24 protein-coding genes are annotated in these 25,073 nt (G+C 59.6%); 4 read left to right on the forward strand and 20 right to left on the reverse strand.

What is annotated here, in order from left to right:
• Window positions 1-69: 69 nt before the first annotated feature.
• From SH664x_RS07755 to SH664x_RS07785, 7 genes are all read right to left on the reverse strand, one after another.
• Window positions 70-501, reverse strand: a complete 432-nt coding sequence (locus SH664x_RS07755; protein WP_437206449.1) for a hypothetical protein — start codon at window positions 499-501, stop codon at window positions 70-72.
• Window positions 502-592: 91 nt separating this feature from the next.
• A complete protein-coding gene (locus tag SH664x_RS07760) occupies window positions 593-964 on the reverse strand; it encodes a hypothetical protein (protein WP_437206451.1) in 372 nt (123 codons plus the stop codon).
• A gap of 155 nt (window positions 965-1,119) precedes the next feature.
• Complete coding sequence (locus tag SH664x_RS07765; protein WP_437206452.1) at window positions 1,120-1,344, reverse strand: hypothetical protein; 225 nt, start codon at window positions 1,342-1,344, stop codon at window positions 1,120-1,122.
• A gap of 178 nt (window positions 1,345-1,522) precedes the next feature.
• The gene (locus SH664x_RS07770; protein ID WP_437206453.1) at window positions 1,523-1,804 is read right to left on the reverse strand and encodes a hypothetical protein; all 282 of its coding nucleotides are present in this window, start codon (window positions 1,802-1,804) and stop codon (window positions 1,523-1,525) included.
• 187 nt (window positions 1,805-1,991) lie between these two features.
• A complete protein-coding gene (locus tag SH664x_RS07775; protein ID WP_437206455.1) occupies window positions 1,992-2,123 on the reverse strand; it encodes a hypothetical protein in 132 nt (43 codons plus the stop codon).
• Between the two features lie 47 nt (window positions 2,124-2,170).
• Window positions 2,171-2,701 carry a hypothetical protein gene (locus SH664x_RS07780; RefSeq protein WP_437206457.1) on the reverse strand — a complete coding sequence of 177 codons (531 nt, stop codon included), beginning with the start codon at window positions 2,699-2,701 and terminating at the stop codon, window positions 2,171-2,173.
• A gap of 263 nt (window positions 2,702-2,964) precedes the next feature.
• Window positions 2,965-5,229 carry a BatA domain-containing protein gene (locus SH664x_RS07785; protein WP_437206459.1) on the reverse strand — a complete coding sequence of 755 codons (2,265 nt, stop codon included), beginning with the start codon at window positions 5,227-5,229 and terminating at the stop codon, window positions 2,965-2,967.
• A 359-nt stretch (window positions 5,230-5,588) separates the two neighbouring features.
• On the opposite strand from SH664x_RS07785, the gene SH664x_RS07790 reads away from it, so the two are divergent.
• Window positions 5,589-6,920: a glucuronyl esterase domain-containing protein gene (locus SH664x_RS07790; RefSeq protein ID WP_437206461.1), complete on the forward strand. Its 1,332-nt coding sequence runs from the start codon at window positions 5,589-5,591 to the stop codon at window positions 6,918-6,920.
• A gap of 140 nt (window positions 6,921-7,060) precedes the next feature.
• Here the strand turns inward: SH664x_RS07790 and SH664x_RS07795 are convergent, their stop codons facing one another.
• From SH664x_RS07795 to SH664x_RS07845, 11 genes are all read right to left on the reverse strand, one after another.
• Window positions 7,061-8,500, reverse strand: coding sequence for an MFS transporter (locus SH664x_RS07795; protein ID WP_437206462.1), 1,440 nt, complete (start codon window positions 8,498-8,500; stop codon window positions 7,061-7,063).
• 238 nt (window positions 8,501-8,738) lie between these two features.
• Window positions 8,739-9,278, reverse strand: a complete 540-nt coding sequence (gene lptE, locus SH664x_RS07800; RefSeq protein WP_437206463.1) for an LPS assembly lipoprotein LptE — start codon at window positions 9,276-9,278, stop codon at window positions 8,739-8,741.
• A 60-nt stretch (window positions 9,279-9,338) separates the two neighbouring features.
• A complete protein-coding gene (gene bamD, locus SH664x_RS07805) occupies window positions 9,339-10,961 on the reverse strand; it encodes an outer membrane protein assembly factor BamD (RefSeq protein WP_437206465.1) in 1,623 nt (540 codons plus the stop codon).
• A 90-nt stretch (window positions 10,962-11,051) separates the two neighbouring features.
• Window positions 11,052-11,825, reverse strand: coding sequence for a DNA repair protein RecO (gene recO / locus SH664x_RS07810; protein ID WP_437206467.1), 774 nt, complete (start codon window positions 11,823-11,825; stop codon window positions 11,052-11,054).
• Between the two features lie 211 nt (window positions 11,826-12,036).
• Window positions 12,037-13,254: a type II secretion system F family protein gene (locus SH664x_RS07815; protein ID WP_437206469.1), complete on the reverse strand. Its 1,218-nt coding sequence runs from the start codon at window positions 13,252-13,254 to the stop codon at window positions 12,037-12,039.
• A gap of 51 nt (window positions 13,255-13,305) precedes the next feature.
• On the reverse strand, window positions 13,306-14,154 hold the full coding sequence (locus tag SH664x_RS07820; protein ID WP_437206471.1) for a type II secretion system F family protein: 849 nt from the start codon (window positions 14,152-14,154) through the stop codon (window positions 13,306-13,308).
• Window positions 14,155-14,239: 85 nt separating this feature from the next.
• Window positions 14,240-15,583, reverse strand: a complete 1,344-nt coding sequence (locus tag SH664x_RS07825) for a CpaF family protein (protein WP_437206473.1) — start codon at window positions 15,581-15,583, stop codon at window positions 14,240-14,242.
• 74 nt (window positions 15,584-15,657) lie between these two features.
• Window positions 15,658-16,848: a hypothetical protein gene (locus SH664x_RS07830; RefSeq protein ID WP_437206474.1), complete on the reverse strand. Its 1,191-nt coding sequence runs from the start codon at window positions 16,846-16,848 to the stop codon at window positions 15,658-15,660.
• Window positions 16,849-17,040: 192 nt separating this feature from the next.
• The gene (gene cpaB, locus SH664x_RS07835) at window positions 17,041-18,000 is read right to left on the reverse strand and encodes a Flp pilus assembly protein CpaB (protein WP_437206475.1); all 960 of its coding nucleotides are present in this window, start codon (window positions 17,998-18,000) and stop codon (window positions 17,041-17,043) included.
• A gap of 40 nt (window positions 18,001-18,040) precedes the next feature.
• Window positions 18,041-18,397, reverse strand: coding sequence for a TadE/TadG family type IV pilus assembly protein (locus tag SH664x_RS07840; protein ID WP_437206477.1), 357 nt, complete (start codon window positions 18,395-18,397; stop codon window positions 18,041-18,043).
• Window positions 18,398-18,447: 50 nt separating this feature from the next.
• On the reverse strand, window positions 18,448-19,065 hold the full coding sequence (locus SH664x_RS07845) for an A24 family peptidase (RefSeq protein ID WP_437206478.1): 618 nt from the start codon (window positions 19,063-19,065) through the stop codon (window positions 18,448-18,450).
• Between the two features lie 504 nt (window positions 19,066-19,569).
• Here SH664x_RS07845 and SH664x_RS07850 point away from each other — a divergent pair.
• Complete coding sequence (locus SH664x_RS07850) at window positions 19,570-20,091, forward strand: carboxypeptidase-like regulatory domain-containing protein (protein WP_437206480.1); 522 nt, start codon at window positions 19,570-19,572, stop codon at window positions 20,089-20,091.
• Window positions 20,092-20,398: 307 nt separating this feature from the next.
• Complete coding sequence (locus SH664x_RS07855; RefSeq protein ID WP_437206481.1) at window positions 20,399-20,707, forward strand: hypothetical protein; 309 nt, start codon at window positions 20,399-20,401, stop codon at window positions 20,705-20,707.
• Between the two features lie 7 nt (window positions 20,708-20,714).
• Here the strand turns inward: SH664x_RS07855 and SH664x_RS07860 are convergent, their stop codons facing one another.
• Window positions 20,715-22,151, reverse strand: coding sequence for a hypothetical protein (locus SH664x_RS07860; protein ID WP_437206483.1), 1,437 nt, complete (start codon window positions 22,149-22,151; stop codon window positions 20,715-20,717).
• A gap of 204 nt (window positions 22,152-22,355) precedes the next feature.
• On the opposite strand from SH664x_RS07860, the gene SH664x_RS07865 reads away from it, so the two are divergent.
• Window positions 22,356-23,180, forward strand: coding sequence for a formylmethanofuran dehydrogenase subunit C (locus tag SH664x_RS07865; protein WP_437206485.1), 825 nt, complete (start codon window positions 22,356-22,358; stop codon window positions 23,178-23,180).
• Between the two features lie 109 nt (window positions 23,181-23,289).
• On the opposite strand, the gene SH664x_RS07870 is transcribed toward SH664x_RS07865, so the two are convergent.
• Window positions 23,290-24,669: a tetratricopeptide repeat protein gene (locus tag SH664x_RS07870; protein WP_437206486.1), complete on the reverse strand. Its 1,380-nt coding sequence runs from the start codon at window positions 24,667-24,669 to the stop codon at window positions 23,290-23,292.
• Window positions 24,670-25,073: the final 404 nt, after the last annotated feature.

The following is a 25,073-nucleotide window of genomic DNA, read 5'->3' on the forward strand; positions in this document are numbered from 1 at the left end:
ATCGCGACCGGTCAGAACTGTGGACGCGGGAGCGTTTTTGGTCGGCTTGAATCCAGGTGACAGGCCGGTTCAGCGGCCGAGTCGAAACCAGCCTGCAATCGTCGGCATGATCTTGAGCAGGCCCCGTCGAACCATCGCAGCCGGGGCTCGACGCTGCGTGCCATATTCAAGAAGTGAGACATACTGCACCTGGTTGACCGCGGCCGCTTCCGTCAGATCGGCCTCGTCGCTGCGAAGCAGTCCCCCCTGTCGGCGTCCCTCGGCCGTGGCGGTGGGATGGTCCCCTTCCCAGCCTGCGGGGGCGGTTCCTCCCAATTGTTCCAGTGACGAGACCCAGGCGGCGCGGCTCCGGGCCGTATCGACCGGGTTCAGAGGAATGATCTGCCGCAAGGTATTTCGCAGGATGGTCTCGACGAGTTGACGGCGGTGAAGCGGGAGGTCGTGGGCCAAGCTGCGCAGCCGGGGAGAAGCTCCGTTCTGCACGTCGATGCGAAGATTCATGCGAGGTGGCTCCGTGGCAAGTGACCCGAATTGGCAGGGCGTGTCGGGCTTGAGATCATCTGCTGCAGCGAAGGAGTCGCTTTGAACAGGCCTACGACATCCGCTCTCCCCGGCATTCCAGCGCGAGAATTCCGGGAAGACTGGAATCGACAAGTGAGTGGACTTCGACGGTGAACTCCCGCAACCTCAGTCTCGCTGATGTCAATGCGATCTGCCGGGGCAGGTCCGCTTCACGAACCAGTAAGGTCACTCGCAGGAGAGGCGCGTCGGCCACAGGCTGTTTCCGTTCTTCCGAGCTCCCTTCCAGGACGAGCACCGGCAACTCTGTGGCAAACTCTGATTCTTCCAGCTGTCCCGTTTCCGGGTCATAGTAGCGCGAGACCTCCACCAGCATGGCTGGTTCCGACCAGTCCGCGAACATCTGCTGTGTCGAAGCCAACGCCATCTGTTGAATTGCGGACATCGTTGTTCCTCGAGAGCATGCTGATGTCGGTGAGGGCATTTTGACTTTTGGTGTCTCCGTCCTCTCGCTGCGGAGCGGTCGGTCGGATCAAGTAGCGCGTTGCCGGGACCAGCGGGCTCAACCGCGCCTTGAACGCTGGACGAGTGAGGCGGTCCCTACAGATACTTGTCGAGTGCAGCACTGACGACCCCCCCGAGAATAAAGGTCATCATCGCCAGGAACGGAGTCAGGTTCTGCTGCCAGCGCTCCACCGCCCGCAAACGTTGCTCGTGATCCAGTTTGATTTCCGTCAGTGCGCCCATCGTGACCCGCAGCCCTTCCAGATGGGCATTCACCTGACTCAACGATTCCACCAGCCGGTCCAGCGATTCATCAGCCATCGGACAGCACACCTGTTGTCGTTGCGGGCCCAGTCGATTTGACGTTACAGAGAGAATTTGGAATGCCCGCGGACCGCGATCATGTTGATTTCACGATGCAGAGTTCCGAAGATGGCGACTCGCATCGCCCGGCTGAACCTTGAAACTGCTGCCGATCCAGCCAGTGGGCTCCCGGGAATCAGGTCGATCCGCAATCGCAATTGGCCTGGGACACGACCCATCCGGGGCGTTGATTTAACAGCTGTTGGTAGTGATTTCTCGCTTCCAGCAGTGCCTGCAGATTGGCGCCTCGATCTGTTGATTGGCCAGCACGTCCGCCAATCGCGTACTTGAGTGCCGAAAGCTTTCCATCCCGGACCAGGTTCAGGATGTCGAGGTCGATCTGCTGCAGGATTCCCTGAATCTGTTCGTTCGTCAGCTCGGTCCCCGTGACCGCATTCAGATTGTCGAGATCGCTCACGTTTCCGTTCCTGATAGAGTGGCCGAATCGGAATCGTCTGTCGCTTCCGGATTGGGCTTGAAGATGAATTCGATTTCGCGGCCACGGCCGCCCGGTTCTTCGGGAATGTGGTGCGGCCCCAGGCCGTCATCCGACGTTACAATTCTCAGACGGAATGGCTCACTTCGGCGAGTGGCCAGCCGGTCCATCACAGGTCAAAATGCTCGGGCCGAACGCACTCTTCGTGCTGGCGGAGTTGCTCGTACGCCAGCAGTCGCAATTGATCCCCGTAGTCCCGCTGGGAAAAGTCTTCTTCTGCGAGATGAAGGCGTTCACACACCCGCAGCACGTGATAGTTCAGAGTCCGCGGTAGACGCAGACGTTCCTTCAGCTCGACTCGTTCTCCGCCTGCTGCGAAAAATTTTGCTGCGCGTGTGCCAAATGCTCTTCCAGCAGATTGCTGAGCCGGCAAACTTCCCTGCATAGCAGAATCAGATCACCCGCCGTGAAGCCGGCCTGTTCCATTTCAGTAAACAGGTTGTCGGCGTAAATCGGCCAACCTTCCGCGCTGACCGGAACTGGGGAGTCAAACGTGAGGCAGGGGTCCCCCCGCAGCGACTCGGCCACCGCCAGCACCGCGACCCGCTGATGATAACGATCCAGATCGCGCCGGAAGTCGGGTTGATTCACGTCCTGCAGCGTCACCGCATTTCCCTGCGCATCACGCTGCGGCTTGCCTCCCGCATCACGGGCAATCTTGAGAGGCGGCACCGGCAGCACGATTCCCCGCTCCCGCAATCGCTGGTGGAAGCCCAGCGACAGCGGCTGCAATTGCAGCATCAAGGGGTCTCCTCCCACTCGGGGAAGAGCGTAAGTCCGGACCAGAGTGTTCGTCAGCGGGGCGCCATTGAGTTTCATGGAGAGCGTCGTTGCAGGATCGAAGGTCGTTTCAGGACTGAGCTTCAATCAAGCAGCGAAGGTTGCGCAGGAAATCGTTCTGGAATCGTCAGCAGGGGAGGCAGACGTGAAACCAGAATTCGCAGCGGACACAGCTTCGGCCGACAGTTTGGGGAGACACGGCGGCGAGTGTTTTGACTTTGTCTCTGCCTCGTGCCCGCCGTGGGGAGCGGCGCGTTCGATCAATCGCGACGCCACGAATTGCGGCAGCTGGAAAGACGGCGCTAACCAGCGACGTCCGGTCCGGAGCGCGAACTCAGGCGGGCAGCGAGTGCCTGCTCGGCAATGCAGACAATCGCCAGCAGCACCAGCAGGAACCAGCGAATCTCGGAGCCGGGAGATTCGCTCCGGATCCAGTCAAAGTTGCCCGCCGGTTGAATTGTGATCGATGTCTTTTCACCCAGTTCGCGGAACAAGGCGGCATCATCGGCGATGGCCAGTGATCCTTCCGTGGCAGGAACATTGAAGGCATACAACTGCCGGTCCTGCTTCTGATCCTGACCAGTTAGAATCAGCGAATAGATCCCTGGCCGCCCGGTTTCTGTGAAGGTCGTTCGCATCTCCACCGAATCTCCCTCGGCCACAGTCTGGCTGTCCCGTTCCGCCTGGAGATGAGTCACCTGATCGTCGGGATTCATGACCTCGACATCGGGCTGGTACAGCGCCTGGTTGAACGTCATCTGAATCGGGGTGCCGGTCTCGAGCTGAGGGAAGGCCCGATCCTTGCGGATCAGCCGTTTGGCGAGTTCGAGCTGCAGCACGACAAAACTGAACCCTGCCGGACCATTGGCCCAGTTCGACCAGACGAGGCCATCAGAATTCTGTAACGGTCCCGCTGCGGTCAGACAGGTAAAGACCATGCCTTTGCCTAGTTTGTGCTCCAGCATCAGGGGGCGACCGGCGAGGGTCGCCACCACGTTGACGTCACGAGCCAGCGGCGCCAGATCCCCTTCGCTCGCAGCCAGCGGATACATCAAATTGATGAACACCAGATCGAGGATGGAAACTTCACCCCCCGTCATCAGGCTGAACAGGGGATGCTTCGCCGGAGCGATCGAGGGACCGATCGCAGTCGAACCGGAACGCTCGATCTGCACCGGTGCGGAACCGAGCCTCGCGGGGAACAACCCCTCGGCCGGAGAGAACAGCTTGTCGTTGTAGAAGACCGGATTAACGGCATCTCCCAGATACCAGATCAGGCCCGCCCCGGCACGGACTTCCTTTTCGAGCGCTGCCACAGCATCCGGCTCCAGCTGCGGCACGTTGATCAGATAGATGAGATGATAGTGATCCAGCGGGATCCGTCGCAGATCTTCAGGACTGCGGATCTCCGGAGCGAATCCGGTGATCGACTTGTCCGCAGCCAGTGCGTCGGCGATGTATTGAGCCTGTTCGGCACCGGGCGATCCATCCACGATCAGCACGGGATTGTCGGCGGGGACATCGACCGCGAGAAAACGCTGATTGTCGACCTCCAGGGCATCATCTCCGATCGTCAGTCGCACCTGATGCGGCTGAGCCGTGTCGAAGACAACGTCGAATGTCTTGACCGATTCCTGCCCGGGGGCAATCGTCTGGAAATCGATGGTCCGGGGGAGCCGAACACCGTCAATCAGCACCGAAGCGCGAATATCCGCCGCTTCCCGCGTTCCCCAATTCCGGACCGTGGCGGAGAGAGTCACGGGGACACCGGCCGCTGCGACTTCCACAGCTCCTCCCAGCTGGACGATGCCGAGATTCTCGTGAGCATCGGCAATGCAGCGGACCAGATTCAGCCGCATGCCTGCCTGGTCCATACTCTGCAGGGCAGACACCGACCCTTTATTGTCGAGCCAGTTCACGGCCCGGAAGTCGGAAAGAATATGCACGTGACGGACGGACGAACGGTCATCCGCCAGTCTCTGCCGCGCCGCTTCCAGGACCATCGCGGGATCGGCCGACTGATAGCTGCACTCCAGCCCTGCCAGTCTTTCGGTGATCTCCGCGAGGAGTGACTCGTCGACAATGCGCTCACTGAGTCCCGCCACCGTTTTGTCGGGAGCCGACATCAGTAACAGAGAGAGCACCTGCGAACCAGGCCGCCGGGCCCCTTCCGCAGCAATCCGCCGGACCACTTCTTTGGCGGTCTCGAACACGTTCCCTTCGCCCGCGCGGTCCCGCATCGATGCCGTGTCGTCGAGAATGACAAGGTGATGCGAACGCGCTCCCTGAAACAGCGAGAGCTGTTCCGGATCGATAATCAATCGCGCCAGCAGGGCAACCACCAGCAGCATCAGCGCCAGCCGCAGCAGCAGGAGCAGCAATTGCTCAAGCAGCACGCGGCGGCGATTCCGCTTCTGACTGGCCAGCAGAAACTCCATCGCCGCAAAGCGGACCCGTCGATAATTCAACCTGTTGATCAGGTGAATCAGGATGGGCGCTGCCAGCAGCGCCATGCCGGGCCAGAAAAAAGCAGGATTGAGGAAGTGCTGCAGGATCCAGTTCGACATCTGCGTTCGGGCCGGTTATGCGGATGGGGGCAATCGAGTGTAGTCGATCGACCCGGTGGCGTCGCCCGCAACCGAGGCGGTTCGAACAGTGGCCCGCAAATTCCCAGTAGGCCAGTACCGAAGACTGGAATCCGAAAATTGGCTGAGAGGACGATCCTTCATGGCGATGCTCATCAACTTCATGTTGATCGCGACATCTCAGGCAGGGTGTGCCGGGAGGCATTGTTCTCAACGAAACCTTGCTCTGCACATTCAGGTGACTATCCCGGGCCTGTGTGATAGCCTGACCTGCTTAGCCGGCCAGCAAACCAGGTTTGCGGGTCATGAGGGTGTTCAAGTCTTTTCAGAGGGTCAACGTGATGTTGCGAACATGGTCAGTTGTTGCTGCCGCAGCCTGTCTGCTTCCAGGAATTACGGCAGCAGCCCCTCCCGGCTTCAATTACGATGAAGCCAAAGTTCCCCCTTACGAGATCCCCTCAGCCCTGCAGACTCTGGATGGCCAGCAGATCACGACCGCGGAAGAATGGGAACAGAAGCAGCGTCCCGCCCTGTTGAAACTCTTTACGGAACAGGTCTACGGCAAGCTGCCTCCTGCTCCGCCTGCGTCGGCCATTGAATACAAGGTGGTGGAATCGAGCGACAACGCGCTGGATGGCAAAGCGATTCGCAAGCAGGTGGAGATTACGATCGCGAAGAAGGAAGGCCTGCCCGACAAAAAGGTCATGCTCCTGCTGTATATCCCCAAGGCCGACCGTCCTGCCCCTGCCTTTCTCGGCATGAGTTTTACCGGCAACCATGCCGCTATTGACGATCCCGATGTGATTCTCAACGAGAACTGGATCCGCAATAACCCCAAGGTCAAAATCAAAAATAACAAGGCTTCAGAAGCAGCGCGCGGGTCCGGTTCCTCGCGGTGGGCGATTCGAGAAGCGATTGATCGCGGCTATGCCGTCGGCATGATTTTCTATGGCGACACCGAGCCAGATCGCAACGACGGCAATGAAACGGGCCCGCAGCCCTACTTCTTCAAGCCGGGCCAGACGGAGTTGGAGGCGGATGAATGGGGAGCCATCGGAGCGTGGGCCTGGACCCTCAGTCGGGCCCTTGACTACCTCGAGCAGGACCCGGATATCAACGCTAAACAGGTGGCTGTACTCGGACATTCTCGCCTGGGTAAGACGTCGTTGTGGGCAGGAGCCTCCGATCCCCGTTTCGCCCTCGTGATCTCCAACAACTCCGGCTGTTCGGGGGCCGCTCTGAGCCGGCGGATCTTTGGTGAAACCGTGGGACGCATCAATTCCTCGTTCCCGCACTGGTTCTGCAAGAACTACGGGCAGTACAGCGATAATGAAAATGCATTCCCCGGCGACCAGCACATGTTGCTGGCGCTCATCGCCCCGCGTCCACTCTATGTCGCCAGCGCGGAACTCGATCTCTGGGCAGATCCCAAGGGAGAATTCCTGTCCGCGGTGCATGCCGACCCGGTCTACCGCCTGCTGGGGAAACCCGGATTTGGAGGAGACTCCGCTCCGCAGGAGATGCCTCCAGTCGATCACCCTCTGAAAACTGGAACGATCGGCTACCACGTCCGGTCTGGTGATCACGACATCAACGCGTACGACTGGGCACAGTACCTTGATTTCGCCGATCTGCACTTTCGGGGAAAGGCCCCGGCATCTGCTTCGAAATAGTCCTGTTCGGTTGCTGTTCCTCACCGTTTGAAGTGGTGAGCCGACATCACCAAGCAGTAAAAAAAGACCCCGGGTTCCCGCGCACGGCAGGAACTCCGGGTTTTTTAATGCGCAGTCTGTTCTGGTTGATCAGTTCGCGGCTATGCCGTACGGCGGGCTGCCTCGGCGAGGGGAACAGACAACGGGGCATTGAGCTGCGGGGCGACCCGTTCGGGCAAGGCTTTCCGTGTCCATTTCAGCACTGCGGTGCGGGGGGCCTGCAGTGCTCGCAGACGCTCGATTCCCACCCATTCCGCAAAGACCTGCCAGACCGGCGTGCTGGTTGGCTCGTGAATCAGACTCACCAGCCCGACTGCGACAAATCGCAGAAGGATGCTGACCAGAAACAGCACGTGGTAGCCGGTCACCAGGTGGCCGGAAATCGTGGTCTGCCAGCCGGTCATCGAGGCCAGCCAGATCCCGGATGCGACAGAAGTCACCCCACCCACAAGACCCGCAACTGCGGTTCCGGCGGCGATGTACGTCGTCCGGTTGGCGGTCGGGGAGTTTTTCAGCAGATAGCTGTTCGTGGCAATGGCGATCCCGGTGTTGAGTGCCATGTCGAGCATGAAGATCGGTCCGAGCAGCCAGAACACTAACCCGGGGCGCTGCGGTACAAGAAGTAGCGCGATCATGTTGATGGATTTCAGGGCGATGGACAGAATCATCACAAACCGGCTGCCATACCGCTCTGCGGTGCGACCGATCCAGGTAGAGCAAAGTGCCCCTCCAACCCAGGAAAAGACCCACAGCCACAGCAACTGATCCGCAGACATTCCGACATAATCCAGCAGATACATGGAGATAAACGGCGCCCCGATCATCGAGGCCAGATTCCAGAAACTGGTGAACCCGATAAAGGATCGGAAGCCGGCATGACGGAACGGCGCGGACAGCAGTTCCCATAGACCGGCATCCGGCACGCGGGTGACCGGCGGTTCTTTGATCTTCAGGAACAGCAGAATGTCGATCACTCCCATCAGGGAGCAGACCAGCATGATCATCGCGAAACCGTCCCGAATGTTGCTCGCGTAAAACCGCAGGTAATACCCCGCAATGATCAGGGAGCCGGCAGCCGCGAGCTGCATCCACAGGTAGCGCACACCCCAGTAATGACTCAGCCCCCGATGCGGGAGATAATCCCCCATCCAGGAGAGCCAGAGCGGGGAAGCAAAGTGCTGCACCGCCTGAGAAACCGCCCAGACCCCGATCAGCGTCCACAGCCAGACGTTGTCGGAGATCTCCGGAAACAGCCAGGCTCCTGCGACAGCGGGGATGCACATCAGTCGACCGACGATGTTGCACCAGAACCAGACCGGCCGGCGATAGGTCAGCCGGTTTCCCAGCCATGCAGCCAGAAACTGGACGAACAGCATCCCCGTCGGCAAGGCACCAAGCAGGCCGATGTGCAGCCCGTTGCCTCCGAGTGAGCGGGCATACTGAATCGAGGCGGAACAATTCATGAGCTGGGTAAACGCCATTCCCAGACAGCCCCCGATGACAATTGCCACCCGGGCCTGACGCAACGTCCACACCGACATTCCTCTGACCTCGATCCCTTTCCAATGAGGCTGCTGTTGAATTCCATCCGTTCCGCACACGTGGCGGGGATGAAAGCAGCAGTAGACACCAGACACGCTCGGCTGGTTCAGCGCTTGGGCGAACTCAGCGACACAGACACGACACATCTCCAGAGCACGATGTGTCAACGAAATTTCTGGCTCTCGCGTGAACCCCTGTCGAAGTTAAAATTCAGCCCGCTTGAATGGGTGACAGATTCTACCAGGGAACTTCCATCAGGCCAACAATTTGGCGCGCCAGCTGGTCCACCGCATTCTGGGTGGCCGTGGCTTGCGACTGGCCCGGTTCCGGAGCAAAACTCGTGTTCGCGATCGCATCGGCCACCAGTGCTCCGACCGGCATCTGACGCTGCGCCAGGATGGTTCCCGTTCGCAGATCTTCCCACGTCACTTCGATCGCAATCGAGAATTCGTATTCGCGACCGTCGTCGTATTTGTTCTGATTGATATTTCGCTTCCCGACATCGATGATGCGGCCCGACAGGCGGGTGTCCGCCTGGTCCGGCCCCACCAGCTTGAACGGCGTTAAGGCGATCTGCTTCTGAACAGCCTCCGTCAGCCGCAGTTCGTAGCCTCGTCGAAAGGTCTCATTGGTGAAGGTCGGCACGTGGACGGTCCGCACTTCGGGGCCCATCGGGTTCCCCATGAGGTACCCGCAGCCACTTTGGATTCCGATCAGCCAGAACAGGCCGACGGCCAGTAAAGTGCGACGAGACAGAATGTTCAGCAGACGACTCACGATTTCAACCTCAATCTCCCCTTGCCAGATTCCACCTGGCTCAGGACTTCATTCCATCGGTCAGTTCTCGAGCGATGCACGCCCGGGGAACGTCTGATCATTCGTCGTGGGAATCTGGATATCTTCCTCGTCCGGCTCGATCCGCTTGAGATCCGGCTTCGTTTCCAGTTTTCGAAGGGGATTCCACCAGCCCCCTTCCTTCTGACCTTTTTCAGGCAGGGGAACCATTCCCGGTTCCGTGGTTCCACCATTCGGCAGGCGCTGAGGCTCACCCTGCGGGGCTGCAGGAGGAGTTTGCGGCTGCGACGGCGTGGCGGGCTTCTGCTGGGGCTGCGGTGCTGCAGCGACTGCTCCGCGTTTCCGGGACCAGGGCCAATTCGAGTCTTGCCGGTTCCGGTACTTTTCGTCCAGCTCCGCCAGTGTTTGGCGGGCCCTTTCGGCGTACTGGGAATCGGGATAGCGGTTGATAATCAGATTGCAGTGCAGGGCAATCGCTGGATCTTGCCGCTTGGCTTTATAAAACTCCACCACTTCCCACAGACGCGCGACCTTGGCGTCTTTCAGAAGTTCCATTTCCCGTTCCACCTGCTTGCGCTGTTCGGGAGTCAGATCCGCGAACACCTGCAGCATGGTCGCCTTGAGCTCCATCGCTTCATCAAGAGTCCGACCGTCGTACGCCGCCCCCTGATACGAAGCCAGCGACACCGCAGACCCAAGGTAAAAGGCATCTTTCAGATGCGGACTGTCCGGGTAGTTTTCCCGCAGCATGGAGTACAGGCGTCGTGCCTCGACGAAATCTTCAGTCCGCAGGTTGTGGCTGGCGGCGAGCATCAGGGCATCATCCGCGAGTTTCCCCGTCGAATCATGCAGCCAGATTGACCGCAGGGCCTGTTCTCCCCGACCGTAAGTATCGAACAGGGGCCGGGTGGAATCGGTCAGATTCGGGAGGACCGGCACACGGGTCGTCGCGGAGGGCTTCTTCTTCGGCTGTTCCGTCGCGGCCAACTGGTCGTTATTGGCCAGTTTGAGTTCTGCATCGCCGCTGGGGCCGACATCTTCTTCGAAGTCGAGCCAGTAGCGGGCAATCTTGAACAGGCTGCGGGTCACCTGATCCAGATGCCGTGACGAAGGATAGCGCGTCAGCAGATCGTCGTAGCTGTTCTGGGCGTCGGGATATTTCTTCTGGGAAAACTGCGACTGAGCCGTCATGAAGATGGCATCTTCTTCGATCGGGTCGCCAAAGCTGCTGTAGGGGTCGTACTCTTCCTTTTTCGACCAGCCCATATTCCGCTTGAATTTTGCCATGCCCGACTCGTATTTGGCACGGCGGTCCTTGGCGAGCTGGCTGAACTCCTTTTCCGCTTCTGCGAATTTTCCGGCATCGTACTTTTCCTGTGCCGCATCAAAGCGGGCCAGTGCCGCCTTGGTTTCCGCATCGCCGTTCTTGGCCAGTTCTTCGCGGTTCCGTTTCCAGAGAGTGCCGTTGAGGGCCCGTTCGGTCGGCCCTCGTGTTCCTTGAATCGAGTAGCGCGGGTCGGCGTCGATCGCCGCCATTTCCTCCGCTGCCGAGCGATGAAACGGAGAGAGCGAACCGCAACCGGCAAGCAGGCCAGTCCCAGCCGCCAGCGATAGCGTCAGAACGCTGCGCAGCTGCCACTTTGGGGCTCGCGTTGGTCGTAACATCAAACCACTTCCATGTGGAGGATGATGAATCGGCGAAGGGGGGAATCGGGCTTCAGGACAGGTGAAAACCGAGAGCAGGACAGTTTTCTATTATCGGCGGTTTTGTGAGTCGCGAATTTCAAAATCGATCAGGGGGAGTGTTTTCGGTCGTCGCCCGCAAACGTGTGAAATTGCTGCGGTCAGCAGCCGTCGAATCTCTTTTCGTTGTTGTACGGAGACCACAATCCGACCCGTGACCTCATCCTCGGATTCCAAAAGTTTCCGCAGGATGACCAGCGAGCCGGAGTGGAATTCGGAGGTTTGATAATCCGAACGCCCACAGCTTGAACAGATCAATCCGCTTTGGGAGACCCAAAATCGGGCTGCAGCGTCCGGTTCGATCAGATTCTGGCAGATTGTGCAGGTGTCAAAATCGGGGAGCTGGCCAATCTCGCGAAGGACGGCGAGTTCAAAGCGGCTTACAGCAACGAATGCGGATTCGTCGATCGACAATCGATTGAGCGCCTCAACCGCCGCAGCGTACAGCTCCGGGTGAGGATCATGCTCTTCGGTCAACGAGCTGAGCAGCTCTGCAACATAATAGCCTGAATAGAGATGCGACAGACTTTTGTTGAGAGGCTGAAACCGTCGGACGAGTCGGGCTTCGGTGAGCAGATCGAGTCCTCCCGTCGATTTCTTCAGAAAGACGATGTCGCATTCGGCCAGCAGATCCAGCGAAACCTCGAAGGAGCTTTTCAGCCGTTTGGCCCCCTTCGCCAGACACGAAATTTTGCCGAAATCCCGGCTGAAGAGAGTCACGACCCGGCTCGATTCACTGAAATCGGCCTGCCGGATGACGATAGCCCGCGATTTTTCTGTCGACATGAAGTTACTGGGGAGAGGCTGCTCAAGCGGTCGTTCGTCCGCAAGGGGCTTTCAACAAGAAGGCTCCCGGCACAGACTCTGACAGCAATGACGGAGCGGTTTCAACCTGGGGGACGCGGATTTCGCCATCAAGCGGGAGTCCGCACTGAAGGCGGCGCTCCGCTGCGGCGGGAGGTCATCCATGCCGCCAGCTTCCCAAGGTAGGCCTCTCTCAGTTTTCGTTCAATGGTCGGGTTGACGCCCCCTGGCGGAGTGCGTTCAGGCCCCCTTCTGCGAAGAAGCGATTCAGTTCGACGACCGCCGGACCCATCAGAAACAGAAACACCGCCGGCATCAGGCAGATCACCGTGGGAAACAACAGCTTGAACGTCGCCGAGTTGGCCTTTTCGTCCGCCCGCTGCCGCAGACTTTCCCGCATACTGTCGCTGTAATCGGCGAGTGCCTCGGAAACACTGGTTCCCATCTGCTCGGTCTGAATCAGCAGCGAAGTGAACGAGTGGACGTCCGGAACGTCGACCCGGCGGCTGAAGTTGGAGAGGGCCTGCGAAAAGCTGCCGACGCGAGCCTGATCGGTGACGATGCTCAATTCTTTGGAGAGGGCCGGGTAAACCGGCTTCAGTTCCCGACCGACGCGGCCAATCGCCGTCGGCACGGTCATCCCCTGCGAGACACACATGTTGAGGAGATCGAGCATGTCCGGCATGGCGATCTCGATTTCGTGCAGACGCTGCCGGGCCTGCCCACGAATATAGAGTGCCGGAAGTGCCCACCCGAGAATCGGTCCGACGATCAGACCGATCATCATCAGCGGCTCCAGCCGTTCAGGAACGACCACGAGCAGGAGACCGAAAAACAGGATCGGCAGAATGATTCCCAGATAGCGCAGCGCGGCGAAGTTGCTCCACGACTGCACGGAGTAGTGCCCCGCGTTGAGCAGCGCTTTCTGGAGCTCGCGGCGGCTGTTTTCAGAGGTCGGGCTCAGCGAGGCCAGCACGGGCGTCACGGTGCCGAACCGGTAATCGTCCGGATCGGCATAAGGAAGTGTTTCGTCGAGCTCGTGCGGACGCACATCGCTCGCTCCCGGTTCTGCCGGCCAGAAGCTCTTGAAATGACTCGTCGACGATTCAAATCGGGTATAGGGAACAGCCGGTTCCAAAGGCGAGGGGGCTGGACGGGGTGCAGCCGCTTCTTTGAGAATGGTCGCCACGGGTTGCTTCTCGGCAGCCGCTGACGGGGCTTTGCTCTCGGCTTGCGGCACCTTTCTCGAAACGGCGGACGTCTGTGTGGGTGAAGTCCGCGGACGCATTTTCGGCGCGGACTGCGAGTCGGCGGCCCGTCGCCGCCGACGTTGAATCCACTTGTAGAGCAGATACACGCCAATTGCGATTCCGGTTCCGATCGCCATCTGAATGAGCTGGTTCGTATCCATTTGCCACTTTCACAAGCGTTGGGAGATGAGGCTGCCGATGACGTCCAGGCACTACACCTGACGGCTCTGCGACAGCACACGGATCACCCAGATGGCTCCGATGAATTCCAGGAAGAAGGCCGCAAGCGTTGTTCGCAGGCCCCAGCTGGAATTCAGCAAGGTGTTGAGATAGTTCGGATCACGGAAGACGAAGAAGGCGAGAATCGCCGGCGGCAGAGTGATCATCAGGATCGCCGTCGCACGGCTGGCTGCGGTGGCGGCTCTGAGGCGTCCCTGAAACTCCATACGATCCCGCAATGTCTGGGATAGACGCTGCAGCACGCGAACGAGGTCTCCCCCGGTCTGCCGATGCACCGACAGGGCCGTGGAAAGAATACTGGTTCCCACCAATCCGGTGCGAAACGGCAGGTCTTTGAGAGCCGCATCCACATTCATCCCCAGCGCGAGTTTGCGGGTGCAGATCCGCAATTCCGATCCAAGTGGGCTGGGGGTGTCGTTCGCGACCATCACCATACAGTTTTCCAGACTGCGGCCGGTTTTGGCGGCACGCGCCAGTTCATCAATCATGGGGGGAAGCTGTCGGGCCATCTGCCCCTGTCGACGCGATCTCCAGAACATGGCGAAGACCGTAGGGATCAGGAAGCCGACAAACGCTCCCATCGCCGTGGTCAGAAAGTTTTCCTGCAGAACGAAGATCAAGCCCCCCAGCGTCAAACTGGAGCAGATTGACAGCGCCAGCATCATGGCCGGAGAGATCCCCATCCCCGCCTGAACCATCAGGGTGTCGAACCAGTTGTTCAGCTGATTGCCGGCCGAACGATCCCCTTCGACGGCATAAGTCTCGTCGACGCGCAGGATGTCGGCGTAATCGCTTCGTGGTGTCAGAACAGGAGGCGCCATGGCACATTCTTTATCTGATGCGGAGGTCCGGTCGAGCAGCTCAAGAACCCGTTCAGCTCTCTGCCCGAGTGGCGGCCGCGGTCTGTTACTTCAAAAACTGATCGGTGTGGTACTCAACGCCGGTCTTCAGTTCGCGCGCGGCGAACATGCGAGGATTGAGGTCGTAGCCTTTGGCGGCCATCCGCCGCAGGCAGGTCGGCTCGTAGCCCGTGGCATAAAACGAACCGAGCGTTTTTCCGGAGCTGTCCACGCCCGCCATCCGGAAGACAAAAATGTCCTCCAGGTCGAATTCTCCATTGCTGATTCCGACCAGTTCGGAAATCCGCATGACTTTACGTTCCCCGCTGCTGAGTCGAGCGATGTGCACGAAAATCTGGATGGCAGCGGCGATATACTGACGGGCCACATGCGGCGGCAGCTCGGCTCCCGACAGGGCGATCATCAGCTCCAGTCGGTGCAGGGCGTCGCGGGTATCGTTGGCGTGGACGGTACTCATCGAGCCATCGTGACCGGTGTTCATGGCCTGCAGCATATCAAGCACTTCACCACCGCGGGCTTCCCCCACGATGATCCGGTCCGGCCGCATACGCAGACTGTTGCGCAGCAGATCGCGCGGCGTCACGAGCCCTTTTCCTTCCACGTTGGGAAGTCGTGTTTCCAGTCCCACCACGTCCGCCTGCTGCAGCTGCAACTCGGCGGTTTCCTCGATGGTGATGACGCGTTCCGACGCGGGAATAAACCGGCTCAGGTTATTGAGCATCGTCGTCTTTCCCGCACCGGTACCGCCGGACAGCAGGATGTTCAGTCGGGACCGCACCACATGCAGCAGGAAGTCGGCCATCTCCGGGGCCAGCGTGCCGCTCTGCACCATGTCTTCGATGCGGACAATCTGGGTCTTGAAGCGGCGAATGGAGAGTGTCGGGCCACGCAAGGCGAGCGGCGGAATCACAGCGTGAAGACGGGAGCCGTCCGACAGCTTGGCGTCGACCATCGGTGACACTTCGTCGATCCGGCGGCCCGCCTGTCCGACTAGCCGCTGAATGAAGTGCAGCAGGTGGGCATCATCCGCAAAATGGACGTCGGTCCGTTCCAGCAGACCGTTCCGTTCAATGAACACCGAGTTGTAACCGTTCACCAGCACGTCGCTGACCTCAGGATCATCCATCAGCTTCTGCAGGGGGCCGAAACCATAGATCTCATCCAGCAGTTCGTGGGTCATCCGGGCGCGGTCCCGGTCTGACAGGTTGGCTTCGGGATGTCGCGACACCAGATGCGATGTCAGCGACTCCAGCTGCCGGCGAAATTCCGATTCCCCCAGCTCTCCCGCCTTCGACATATCGATCGAGTCGACAATCTGGCGATGCAGCTGTGTCTTGAGCTGCTGAAACTGCAGCGAACTCTCTGCGGGTTTGTCTCCGATGGCGACCATCGTGTGGATCCTCTGGGCGGGATGAGAACCGGACCGATCCTATCCCAAGGCAAATTTTGACCTGATGTTTCGACTTACTGAGTCACCGACAGCTTGTAGATATACGGATTGCCGACGGCGTCTTTCTGGTACAGGGCGTCCTCGTCCAGCACCGCAGTTCGTGTGGCAACGACCGCTGCCTGCAGCACAATTTGCAGCCCCTCTTCGCCGGAATGGACTGCCATGATCCGACCGGCTGCCAGGCGGACACACTTCACTTTCCCAACTCCCTGATCGTTCAATTCCTTCAGCGGCTCGTAGAGCACGATGATCCGGGGGATACCGATCTGATTTTCCAGTTCGGCCTGCGGCATGCCGGTGAAATCGTTGGTGCAGTCGACGGGCAGCGGCCCCCCCTGCAACGAGAATTCACCCCCGAATGACTCCAGATCTTCCAGCCGCCAACCGTCGTGGAACTGCCGCTGCAGAATGTCGTCGCGCAGTTGGCTTCCGATGTCGACGATGACGGCGTTACCCGCTCCTTCTTTGGGACGCGGCACCAGCGTGATTTCCGTCAGCCCGTCTGCCTCTTCGAGAACCTCGCGGGTCTTTGCATCCCACGCGTAGTTGTCGGCCCCCTGCCGCTCTTCGATATCGCGCTTCCAGGTCGGTTGACGGGGATCAGCACTCTTTTCGAGCACACCGATCGGCCACGCCGGCACAGCAGCCGCGGCGGGGGGATGAAGACCTTTGATCCGGTTCGAGATTGAGGCTTCCGCTGTGACATTCACGTTGGCGGTCGGCTGCCCCATCAGATAGGGGAGAAAGACCTGCACCGGATTCTGATGATTCTCGTCGCGGTGGCTGATAACAAGTGCTGAGGTCGGAAACTCGTCCGTTTCCTCGCTCTCCTGATCACCGGTGGAGGGATCGTAAGTAGTTCGCCCCAGTCGCAGATCCAGCAGCGGTGCCTGTCGACTTGAAAGTGCGCGGCGGGTGAGCGGATCATCGGCGAGCATTTCATCCGCCCGTTCCCGCGCCGCCTGAGCGGGCAGCGTTCCATCGGGTGACGCTTTCAGCAGTTCATCGCTCGCCAGGCTCTGTGCGGCAGAGAGTGCGACCGCCTGGGCCAGAGTTCGCAGCTCTTCCTGTGTCGAACTGAGCCACAACAGGTTCAACACCCAGGCGAGACACCCCCCAGCCACCAGAATGGCGATCGCATACGCAGGCAGCAAAGAGCCCGAGCGCGGATGCGGCGCAATGTACTGGATGCGGGAATTCATCATGTGTCAGCCATTCCCGACGCGGGAGGTTTCACTCGAAGTTCACGATGGATCGTGCCTGGTTCCCCTGCGGCAGTCGATGGAACGCCCGCCATTCTGGGGAGTGGGCATGTCTTCCTGTGAGAAGTCATGCCCTCCTCCTCTTTGTGAACCGACCCGCACACGCGGATTCGGCAATTCTCTCGCGACCCTGAATCAATAGGTCGCCCGATCTGCGGCGGCAGACGGTCCGGGAACCGTGTTGGCACGGCCACTCGGTGGCGGACCACCCCGGGATCGTCCCGAGCCTCCGCTCGTGCTGCCGGTTTCAGGATTACCGGAACCGACGCCTACGGCGGCATCACCATAACTCCGGACGCCATCCTTGAAGCGAATCACTTCGCGGCTGGCACCCGGATAAATTTCCGTGGTGAAGGGAGGAGTCGGTGCAGGTTCTTCCGGTTTAGGACCGATTCCCAGAATCTGGTACAGGGTGGCCCGGTTCTCATCGCCGACGGCGACGACTCCGGTCCCTTTCCCTTCCCCAGTGTAAACCAGACTGAGGCTCCCTTTGTCTTTGGCCAGCAGCACGATGTTGGCCTGCTCGGGAGTCAGTTCCAGCGTGACGGTGGTGGTCCCGCGGGAAGAGGAAGACGTGCCGGTCGACAGACCGTTCTTGGCAAGGACCTTGACCCCCTTGAACAACGTCAGGATCAGTCCCCCATTGTCATCGGAATCGGGATAGCTGGATGGAATAAAGTGGACATCGACATACTGCCCGGGCTGCACGCCGTCGTCACTGCTGAGCGAAATCGTGACCGCTCGCATTCCCGGCTCGAGTGCCAGCGGAGGACCTTCTCCCGGCGGATAAAGATCGTTCGTGCTGATCGGCTGCGCCGAAGCAATGGGAGATTTCACAATGCGTCCCAGCAGCACGCGGTTCGTTTTCACGATATCGCGTGTCAGCTTGGATTGGCGAATCGGCCCCAAACCGAGGTGTGCCTCGGTAATGCGGGTTCCCGGCTTCAGCTCCGCGAGTGCCATCGGCACGTTCACGACAGGGTCCTGCGGAGCCTCTTCGCGCGCCAGCAGTTTCTTTCCAAAGTACATGGCCACCAGAAGTCCAATGACTCCCAGCATGCCCATGGTCAGCAGAGCGGGTGACAAACGTCTCACTGCAGCGTCTCCGGTTACCGCGTAACGGCCGTTGTTTCAATTACTCTTTCAGGACTCGACTCTCAGAGATGATCTCGCGTCCCTGCAGGTTGTAACCAATGGCCCACAACAGATTGGGAGCGGCAGCGGTCATCGGGACACGCACCGCCACGACCACTTCATCGCCGGGAGCCGTCCCGAGTTGTGATTCCACGGAGTAAGAGGTGCCGAACCGGCCCCCCAGAGTCTGTTCCACTTCCAGTTCGATATCTTCTTCCTGAACTCCATTGAGAGCCGCGAGTCGGGCTCCCGCGCGGGCGGCCTGCACAACGTCTCCACGGGCCGCAAACAGGAAGGAGAACTCGAACAGTGCCGCAATCAGCAACAGCAGGATCGGCAGGGCCAGCACGAGTTCCATGCTGATCATTCCCTGCCGTCGGTCTCTGCCAGGCTGTCTGCGTGATGATCTCATGTCCCCTCCACCGTTGAGGTGCTGGTCGGGACTGACGTCACCCGTTCCGCTTTCAGCGAGTTGTTCAGCTTGGGCACGTTCCACAGCACCACGATCCATGTGGCAATGGCCATGGGAGTCGCATAAGCCATGACGCGACGTTTCAGCTTGTCTTCACGTGATTCCGGTGCCTTGCTGGTCACGTTCTTGCCAGTTGCCAGAAACTTAGAACGCGTTTTGCGGAAGCCTTGCGTGATGACGTTCCAGAAGACCACGCCGACGGTCCCGAACAACACCAGCAAGGTGCTGACCAGCAGGACCCTTAATGTCAGATGGAAACCGAGCCAGACGCTGAGGGCCCCCATCAGCTTGACGTCACCGCCTCCCCCTCCTCCGACAAACCACAGGATAAACAGCAGTCCGAAGCCCGCGAGAAAGCCCAAAGCGGCGGAGCCCAGGTGTTCCCAGCCATACAGCAGAGACATCACCAACTGATAGACCCATCCGGCAAAAAACATCGGAATGGTCAGTTTGTTGGGGATGCGGCAGGTCCGAATATCTGAGAATGCGGCGACGGCGGTGAACACGCCGACGGCAACAACGAGAACGAGAATCGCGGGACTGAGATCGAACATGCCGATAGCCTTTTGGATCACACTCGGAAATCACTTCCCGAAGGGGAATGATGCAACGCTACCTCATAAATTGTGCCCGCGCAGCAACTCTGAAGGATTGCGCACCTTTCCCATGTTGATTCTCGGCATCAGAAACAAGAAACCGGAAATCTCTATCGGCAGAATCTGCGGGTTGAGGGGAGCTGACCCCTCGTCCCTCACGTCGTAGGAGAAAGAAGGATGCTGACGGTCTCTCCGACTGCAGTGATTTTTGCGATCAAAGCGATTTTTCCGGATTTACCGTTGCAGCGAATTTCGGCAGTTCAGCGAAAGTCCCACTTCTTTCGCTAACAAAAAACGTGATTTTCATCTTCCAGCGATGTGATGGGTCACGAAATGCCGATTCAAGGTGAAGAGTCAGCCGTCTCCGGCTGGGTCTCGAATTCTGTCAAGGGCAACATTTCGGGCGTGCGGCAACGACCGGGATCCTTGCTTCTGAGTCTTTCTAACAGGACATCCAAAGCTATGCGCAAATACTCTTATTTCGCTCGCCTCGCCGCATGTGCCGCGGGCCTGAGCGTCGTGATCCCCGCAGTGGCCCTCCAGGCTGGTGAAAAGCCCGCCAGCACCCGGCAGATTGGCAGCGATGTCGTTCTGGTGGGGGGAACCCTCAAAGGTCAATATGTCACCGCCACCGGTGCCCCGATTGACGGTGCTCAGATCGTCGTCCGTCAGGGAACCCGGGAAATTTCCCGCACCACGACCGACGCCAAAGGGGTCTTCACCGTCAGCAACCTGAAAACGGGTGCTTACGAAATCCAGTCTCCCAACGGACTCGAAGTCGTCCGCGCCTGGGATTCCAACGTCGCCCCCGCCAACTCTGCGCAGTCGGCCACGATTGTGAAGTCCGGAGTGGTCCGCGGGCAGGGTGGTTCCAACACGACTCTGACCTACGTCGGCGTGGGACTGGGTGCCATCGGTGCCACGACCGGGATCATCGCCCTGGCAGAAGATGACGACCACAGCCACCGCACCGTCAGCCCGTAAGCGGGAGGGGACTCGCGACCGGTGGTTGCAGACGGGGAAGCAAGTGATCCGTGCAGGGACAACACTTCCGCGACCAACCTCGTCCCGCCAGCCCGCTCCGATTCCCTGACATGTTTGCGAACGTACCCGCACATTCCTGGCAATGTGCGGGTTCTTTCATTTTCAGTCATGTCTTCGTGACGGGCTGGCCGATTTCTTCGGTCCCGGCAAAGTGCTGATGTGGCGGTCCCCATCCCGTTGAGACGCCTGATTTCGCGCGGTGCCGAATCGACCGATCCGATGCAGACCATGCTTCGCAGGACAGACAATGAGCCGGTCTTCTTCAGACCCTACCACGCTGGATGAGCTACACACCTATATCCATCGCACGCTGTGCGACGCGGAAAACCTGTTGAGCGACCAGTTTGTCACCCGCGTTTCCCCGCTCTTCTCTCAGGGGAAACCGTGCGGTCTGGAATATTCTCTGCAGGGACTGCGCAGCGTCCGACTCACTGCCATCTGGGCCGCCGATCCCAACGTCGTCTATTTCTATGACGCCCGCGGTGAACGATTCCAGAAGGTGAAGCTGAAACACCGGCTACCGCTCCCCGAGACGCCGACAGCCGCTGCCGGCTGAGGATTTCTCAGTGGGCTGCCGGCCGAGAGACAAAGAGCAATCCCTGCAAGGCGAGATAGATTCCCAGCGGCAGAAAGACCGCCACCCACAGCAGGGATACGATTCTCTCGTACCACGGGCCTGGGAGATTTCTTACATTCAGCCGGTTGCCGACATCGCGCAGCTGCGACTGTTCCAGTTGCGTCATAATCAGCTGACGACGGGCATTGGCCAATTCGTCATCGGGAGTCGATTCGACGATGAGGACCGGGCTGGTCTGAGACCAATGACGAGCGATCTCCTGCAGGTGGGCACGGCCGGCATCCGTTAGCTGCGGCTGCTGATCAACAAACTCTGTATCCCGCAGTATGAACCCCGCGTTCTGTGAGCGACGGTACTCCCGGTCTCGGGGATCGATGAGCTTCGCGAGTCCCAGCAGCGCCACAGTTCCGAACAGAGCCCATAACAGTGCACCGCAGCCAATGGCTGTCATCTGCGATTTGAACTGACTTCGCTCCGAGACGTCTTCATAGTGGAGATCGATGGTCCGCCGACGCTGATGAGAACGCCGTGCGGCGGCCGCCAGCTCACCGAGTTGCAATATGTCTTCCCAGCGTGGTGTCGAGCCCTGAAGAGGCTTAATCAACTCCTGCAGTTGTGAGCCCGCATCGGCATTCATGGCGTCTTCCAGAGGAATCACTTCGGCCGATTCCACCTGCCGTTCTGTCGACCGCTGCTCGCGAGCGCTGACTTCGATCCTCTCCTGTTGTTGATGGACTGTCAGCCGCCATTCGGCTTTCGGTCCGGAAGTGAGGGTCCAGCGAGCCTCCGGCAGCCCGTCTCCACGCAGGACAACCTCAACCTGCTGCGGATCAGTCCCGGGGTGTCCGGAACATTGCATCGTCACCTGCGTGTGACGGCCGCACAGAGTGCGAATCCAGTCAAGGTCCTGCAGCAGCCAGCGGTCGACCAGTGCGGGGTTTAGGCCGCTGCCGATTGGGACTGACGGAACGCCGCGAACGAATTCCAGTTTCCAGTAGGGGGCGCCGGTTGATTCGTCGGGAGGAGCGGCGAACCTTCGGGCAACTTCACGAACCCCCGATGTCATGAGGGGGCGAATCAAATCGGGATGGTCCTGCCAGATCCGCATCGACTGAAACAAGGCCGGTGGACCAGCAACAGTATCGGTGACGATCCACAACGGCACCTTCCGCTGCGCCAACTGGTGCATGGCGGCCACAATCTCAGCGGATGTGCCGGCAACCAACACTGCGTCGGGCATCTCTTCCGTCAACAGCAGGTCCCAGCTTTCCACGACATCCAGTTCAGGAAAATCGTTTTGTAGTCTCTGTTGCCACTCGGCACTTTCTCCCCAAGCCCGGATTTGCGGAGTTCCACTCAGCTGCAAAGCGGCGTGCAGAAACGGCCAGGCTGCCCGATCGCCAATCAGAGCGACGAGTTTCATGCTTTCCAACTTTGGCAGGAGGCTTTCGGAAACGTGTCCGCAAAGTACGGTTTCTCTCGTTCCGCCCGAGATCGGCTGACGGGACTGAAGTGCACCGCCTCACTGTGATGACTGCAGTAGTATTAGAACAAGTTGTTCGGCATACTGCCTGCCACCTGCAGTTCACTCTCAGAATCTGAGCCGAATCCAGCAAAGCACAACGAAATGCCCATTACATTGACGCTGCGTGCCCCGGGGGCCCTCCCCGTCGATGTCTCGTCGCTGCGGCTCGATCAGCTTTGCGGCCAGGACGAGTCCACCGCCGCCCGGACCGTGATTGGCATTGGGAACCGGCAGCTCCCCTGTGGCGAGATCTTTCATGTGAGCGGGTCTGCTGCGGCGGATCAGCTGCTGATTTTTGAGGGAGACTGCCGCAACGTTCAGGGGATTGGAACCGGGCACGCTGTGGGCCGCATTCGTGTTCTAGGTTCCGCGGGGGTTCGTCTTGGGGAAGAGATGCGCGGCGGCGAAATTGTTGTCGAGGGAGATGCGGGCGACCGGGTCGGCGTTCAGATGCGGAGCGGACGCATTCGCATCCAGGGGAATGCCGGAAATCGGGTCGGCGCGGCGGACTGCGGCGCTCGAAAAGGGATGACCGGCGGCGAAATTCTGATCGCCGGTCACGCGGGGCACGAGATCGGCCAAGCGATGCGCCGAGGGGTCATTGCGGTGGGCGGGCAGGCAGGCGATGCGGCCGGTGCCAGCATGATTGCCGGGACGATCCTGATTTTCGGATCGGTCGGCCGACTTCCCGGCGCCAACATGAAGCGGGGGACGATCGGCCTGCTCAGCCCCCGCCAACAACCTGAACTGCTCCCGACATTCCGCTATGCCACGACCGAGCGGTTCGTGGCGATGCACCTGACTCTCCGTTCTCTGCAGCGGCTGGGATTCGTCGTCCCGGAACCCTGCCTGTCAGCCGAATTTGATCTCTATCGGGGAGATTTCCTCGAACTCGGCAAAGGCGAGATCCTGACGATGGCAGGCTGAGCGACCGGAAGGGGGAACGCAGGAGCCCCTGCGTTGGCACTCCATCCGTGCAGCATCGCGAATATTGATCGCGTTCCGATACCGCACGGACTCCTGCCTGCCGGATGCGTCAGGCGCCTCCTCCGCTCTGCAGTTTTTCGAGCCGCTGGCGTGCATCTTTATAATCGTAATCGTGGACAATGATTTCGCCGTAATATTTCTCCGCGGCGGCCTTGTCCCCGAGTTCGTCTTCGCAAATCCGCCCCAGCAGGTAGTAGCACTCTTTGTAAAGGTCGATGTCGTTCTCTGGACTCAGATCCGGGAGCGCCCGTTCGAACTGGCCGCGGGCCAGCGACGGCTTCTTGTCATAGACGAAGCTCTTCCCCAGGGCGACCAGCGACTTGGTCTTCATTCGTGGATCCTGAGCCGATTTCTGCAAGAGCGGGATCGCCTGAGACCATTTCTGCAGCTGCATCAGCAGCAGTGCCAATTCATACTTGATGTTCAGATTGGACGGATAACGGTCGACCCGTGCCGTAAGAATTTCGATTCTGCGGGTCCGGAAGTCGATCGACATCTGCGCGACCTGCTTGCGATCCTCATCGCTCCCACTGGCGGACGCCTTTTCTTTCGCGGCGTCCAGTTGGTACTTCGTCATGAGCAGTTCATAATCTTCGGCCTGCTCGCGGACGGAGGGATCATTCCCCGACACTTCCTCGGCGGTCTTCATGACCTCATACGCGTCTTCGAACTTTCGGGCCGATTTCAAATGAGACGCGAGCTTCAGATAGTGCTCGATCTTGGTCGGCTCTTTCCGGATCGCGTGCCGCAGGTCGGTCTCCGCATCCTGACCGGGAGCGACCGACTCACCCCGCCGACCGGCGGTGGCACCTCGATTGGAGGCCACGTCACGCGTGTTTTGAGCGTCGGTATAACCGCCGCGGTCCGTGGTCTTCTCGGTCTGCAGCTCGGTAATTTTACGGCTCGCGGTCATGTCGGCCGGTTCCAGTTTGTGAACCTGCTCCCAGACCTTGATCGCATCGTCGTACTCACGGCGCTCGCGCAGCAACTCCGCCAGTTTTGTCAGCAACGCTTTGTCTCGGGGGGCTGCCTTACAGGCTTCCATGAGCGCAAACCGGGCGATATCGGTTCGCTCCAGCTTGACGGAGGCTTCTGCAAGTTCCTCGTTGAGCTGCGTATCCCACGGGTTGACGAGAAACCCTTCTTCGCAGGCCCGCGAAACCTCATCCCAGTCTCCAGCGGTCTTGGCCTTCTTGATGCGGCTGCGGATGCCCATCAGCTTGGTGCGCTCGAATGTCCCGCCCCCTTTGCCGTTGTCGTTGTATTTCTTCTTCGTCGACTGTCGCAACAATTGACGGTAAGTCAGATTCTGGGGCTTGAGCTTGACGCAGGACAGGAACATCTCCATCGCGAGTCCCCAGTTCTGCTTGTTGATCGCGTCATTTCCACGGCGAAAACACTCTGCTGCCCATCGATCTTCGTCGGCCACTCTCGGCTCTCCCAATATCCGCACTGAACCTGAATCGACTTGACCGGGCGGCACCGCAGGACCCTTCCGGCCAGATGTCTATTCTAGGCAAACTGGTTCGTGCCGGGCTATCGACTTCGGCGATTCTCAGCTCATTGTCCGGCTAAAAGTCCGCTTCCAACTCCCTGTCGGAGTGCCGGGGGCAAATGCGGCAACCTGCCCCGGTTCTGCGAACGGGACACCAGTTTTCAAATGGCGGACTCACTGCTACCATGCCGCGTGAGTACCGAGAGGGGTATCCGTTGCTGCCGACGGACCGGATCCATCCACGCTGAGGGAAGACACGCTGTGGAAGGTGGGCGACAGGACGTTAGACCCGGCGTCGCCACAAACCGGAAGGATGGACCCCACTGGACAGTTTCAGG

Source organism: Planctomicrobium aquicomposti (assembly GCF_051466325.1).
Lineage (GTDB): Bacteria > Planctomycetota > Planctomycetia > Planctomycetales > Planctomycetaceae > Planctomicrobium.

Bases quoted from the DNA above. Each gene is read 5' to 3' on its own strand.
- SH664x_RS07840 (WP_437206477.1), bottom strand. From the start codon at position 18,397: ATGGAACTCGTGCTGGCCCTGCCGATCCTGCTGTTGCTGATTGCGGCA.
- SH664x_RS07820 (WP_437206471.1), bottom strand. From the start codon at position 14,154: ATGGCGCCTCCTGTTCTGACACCACGAAGCGATTACGCCGACATCCTG.
- SH664x_RS07830 (WP_437206474.1), bottom strand. From the start codon at position 16,848: ATGATGAATTCCCGCATCCAGTACATTGCGCCGCATCCGCGCTCGGGC.
- SH664x_RS07795 (WP_437206462.1), bottom strand. From the start codon at position 8,500: ATGTCGGTGTGGACGTTGCGTCAGGCCCGGGTGGCAATTGTCATCGGG.
- SH664x_RS07855 (WP_437206481.1), top strand. From the start codon at position 20,399: ATGAGCCGGTCTTCTTCAGACCCTACCACGCTGGATGAGCTACACACC.
- SH664x_RS07850 (WP_437206480.1), top strand. From the start codon at position 19,570: ATGCGCAAATACTCTTATTTCGCTCGCCTCGCCGCATGTGCCGCGGGC.
- SH664x_RS07790 (WP_437206461.1), top strand. From the start codon at position 5,589: ATGTTGCGAACATGGTCAGTTGTTGCTGCCGCAGCCTGTCTGCTTCCA.
- SH664x_RS07865 (WP_437206485.1), top strand. From the start codon at position 22,356: ATGCCCATTACATTGACGCTGCGTGCCCCGGGGGCCCTCCCCGTCGAT.
- SH664x_RS07760 (WP_437206451.1), bottom strand. From the start codon at position 964: ATGTCCGCAATTCAACAGATGGCGTTGGCTTCGACACAGCAGATGTTC.
- SH664x_RS07755 (WP_437206449.1), bottom strand. From the start codon at position 501: ATGAATCTTCGCATCGACGTGCAGAACGGAGCTTCTCCCCGGCTGCGC.
- SH664x_RS07785 (WP_437206459.1), bottom strand. From the start codon at position 5,229: ATGTCGAACTGGATCCTGCAGCACTTCCTCAATCCTGCTTTTTTCTGG.
- SH664x_RS07825 (WP_437206473.1), bottom strand. From the start codon at position 15,583: ATGGTCGCCATCGGAGACAAACCCGCAGAGAGTTCGCTGCAGTTTCAG.
- SH664x_RS07780 (WP_437206457.1), bottom strand. From the start codon at position 2,701: ATGAAACTCAATGGCGCCCCGCTGACGAACACTCTGGTCCGGACTTAC.
- SH664x_RS07860 (WP_437206483.1), bottom strand. From the start codon at position 22,151: ATGAAACTCGTCGCTCTGATTGGCGATCGGGCAGCCTGGCCGTTTCTG.
- SH664x_RS07765 (WP_437206452.1), bottom strand. From the start codon at position 1,344: ATGGCTGATGAATCGCTGGACCGGCTGGTGGAATCGTTGAGTCAGGTG.
- SH664x_RS07845 (WP_437206478.1), bottom strand. From the start codon at position 19,065: ATGTTCGATCTCAGTCCCGCGATTCTCGTTCTCGTTGTTGCCGTCGGC.
- recO (WP_437206467.1), bottom strand. From the start codon at position 11,825: ATGTCGACAGAAAAATCGCGGGCTATCGTCATCCGGCAGGCCGATTTC.
- bamD (WP_437206465.1), bottom strand. From the start codon at position 10,961: ATGTTACGACCAACGCGAGCCCCAAAGTGGCAGCTGCGCAGCGTTCTG.
- SH664x_RS07815 (WP_437206469.1), bottom strand. From the start codon at position 13,254: ATGGATACGAACCAGCTCATTCAGATGGCGATCGGAACCGGAATCGCA.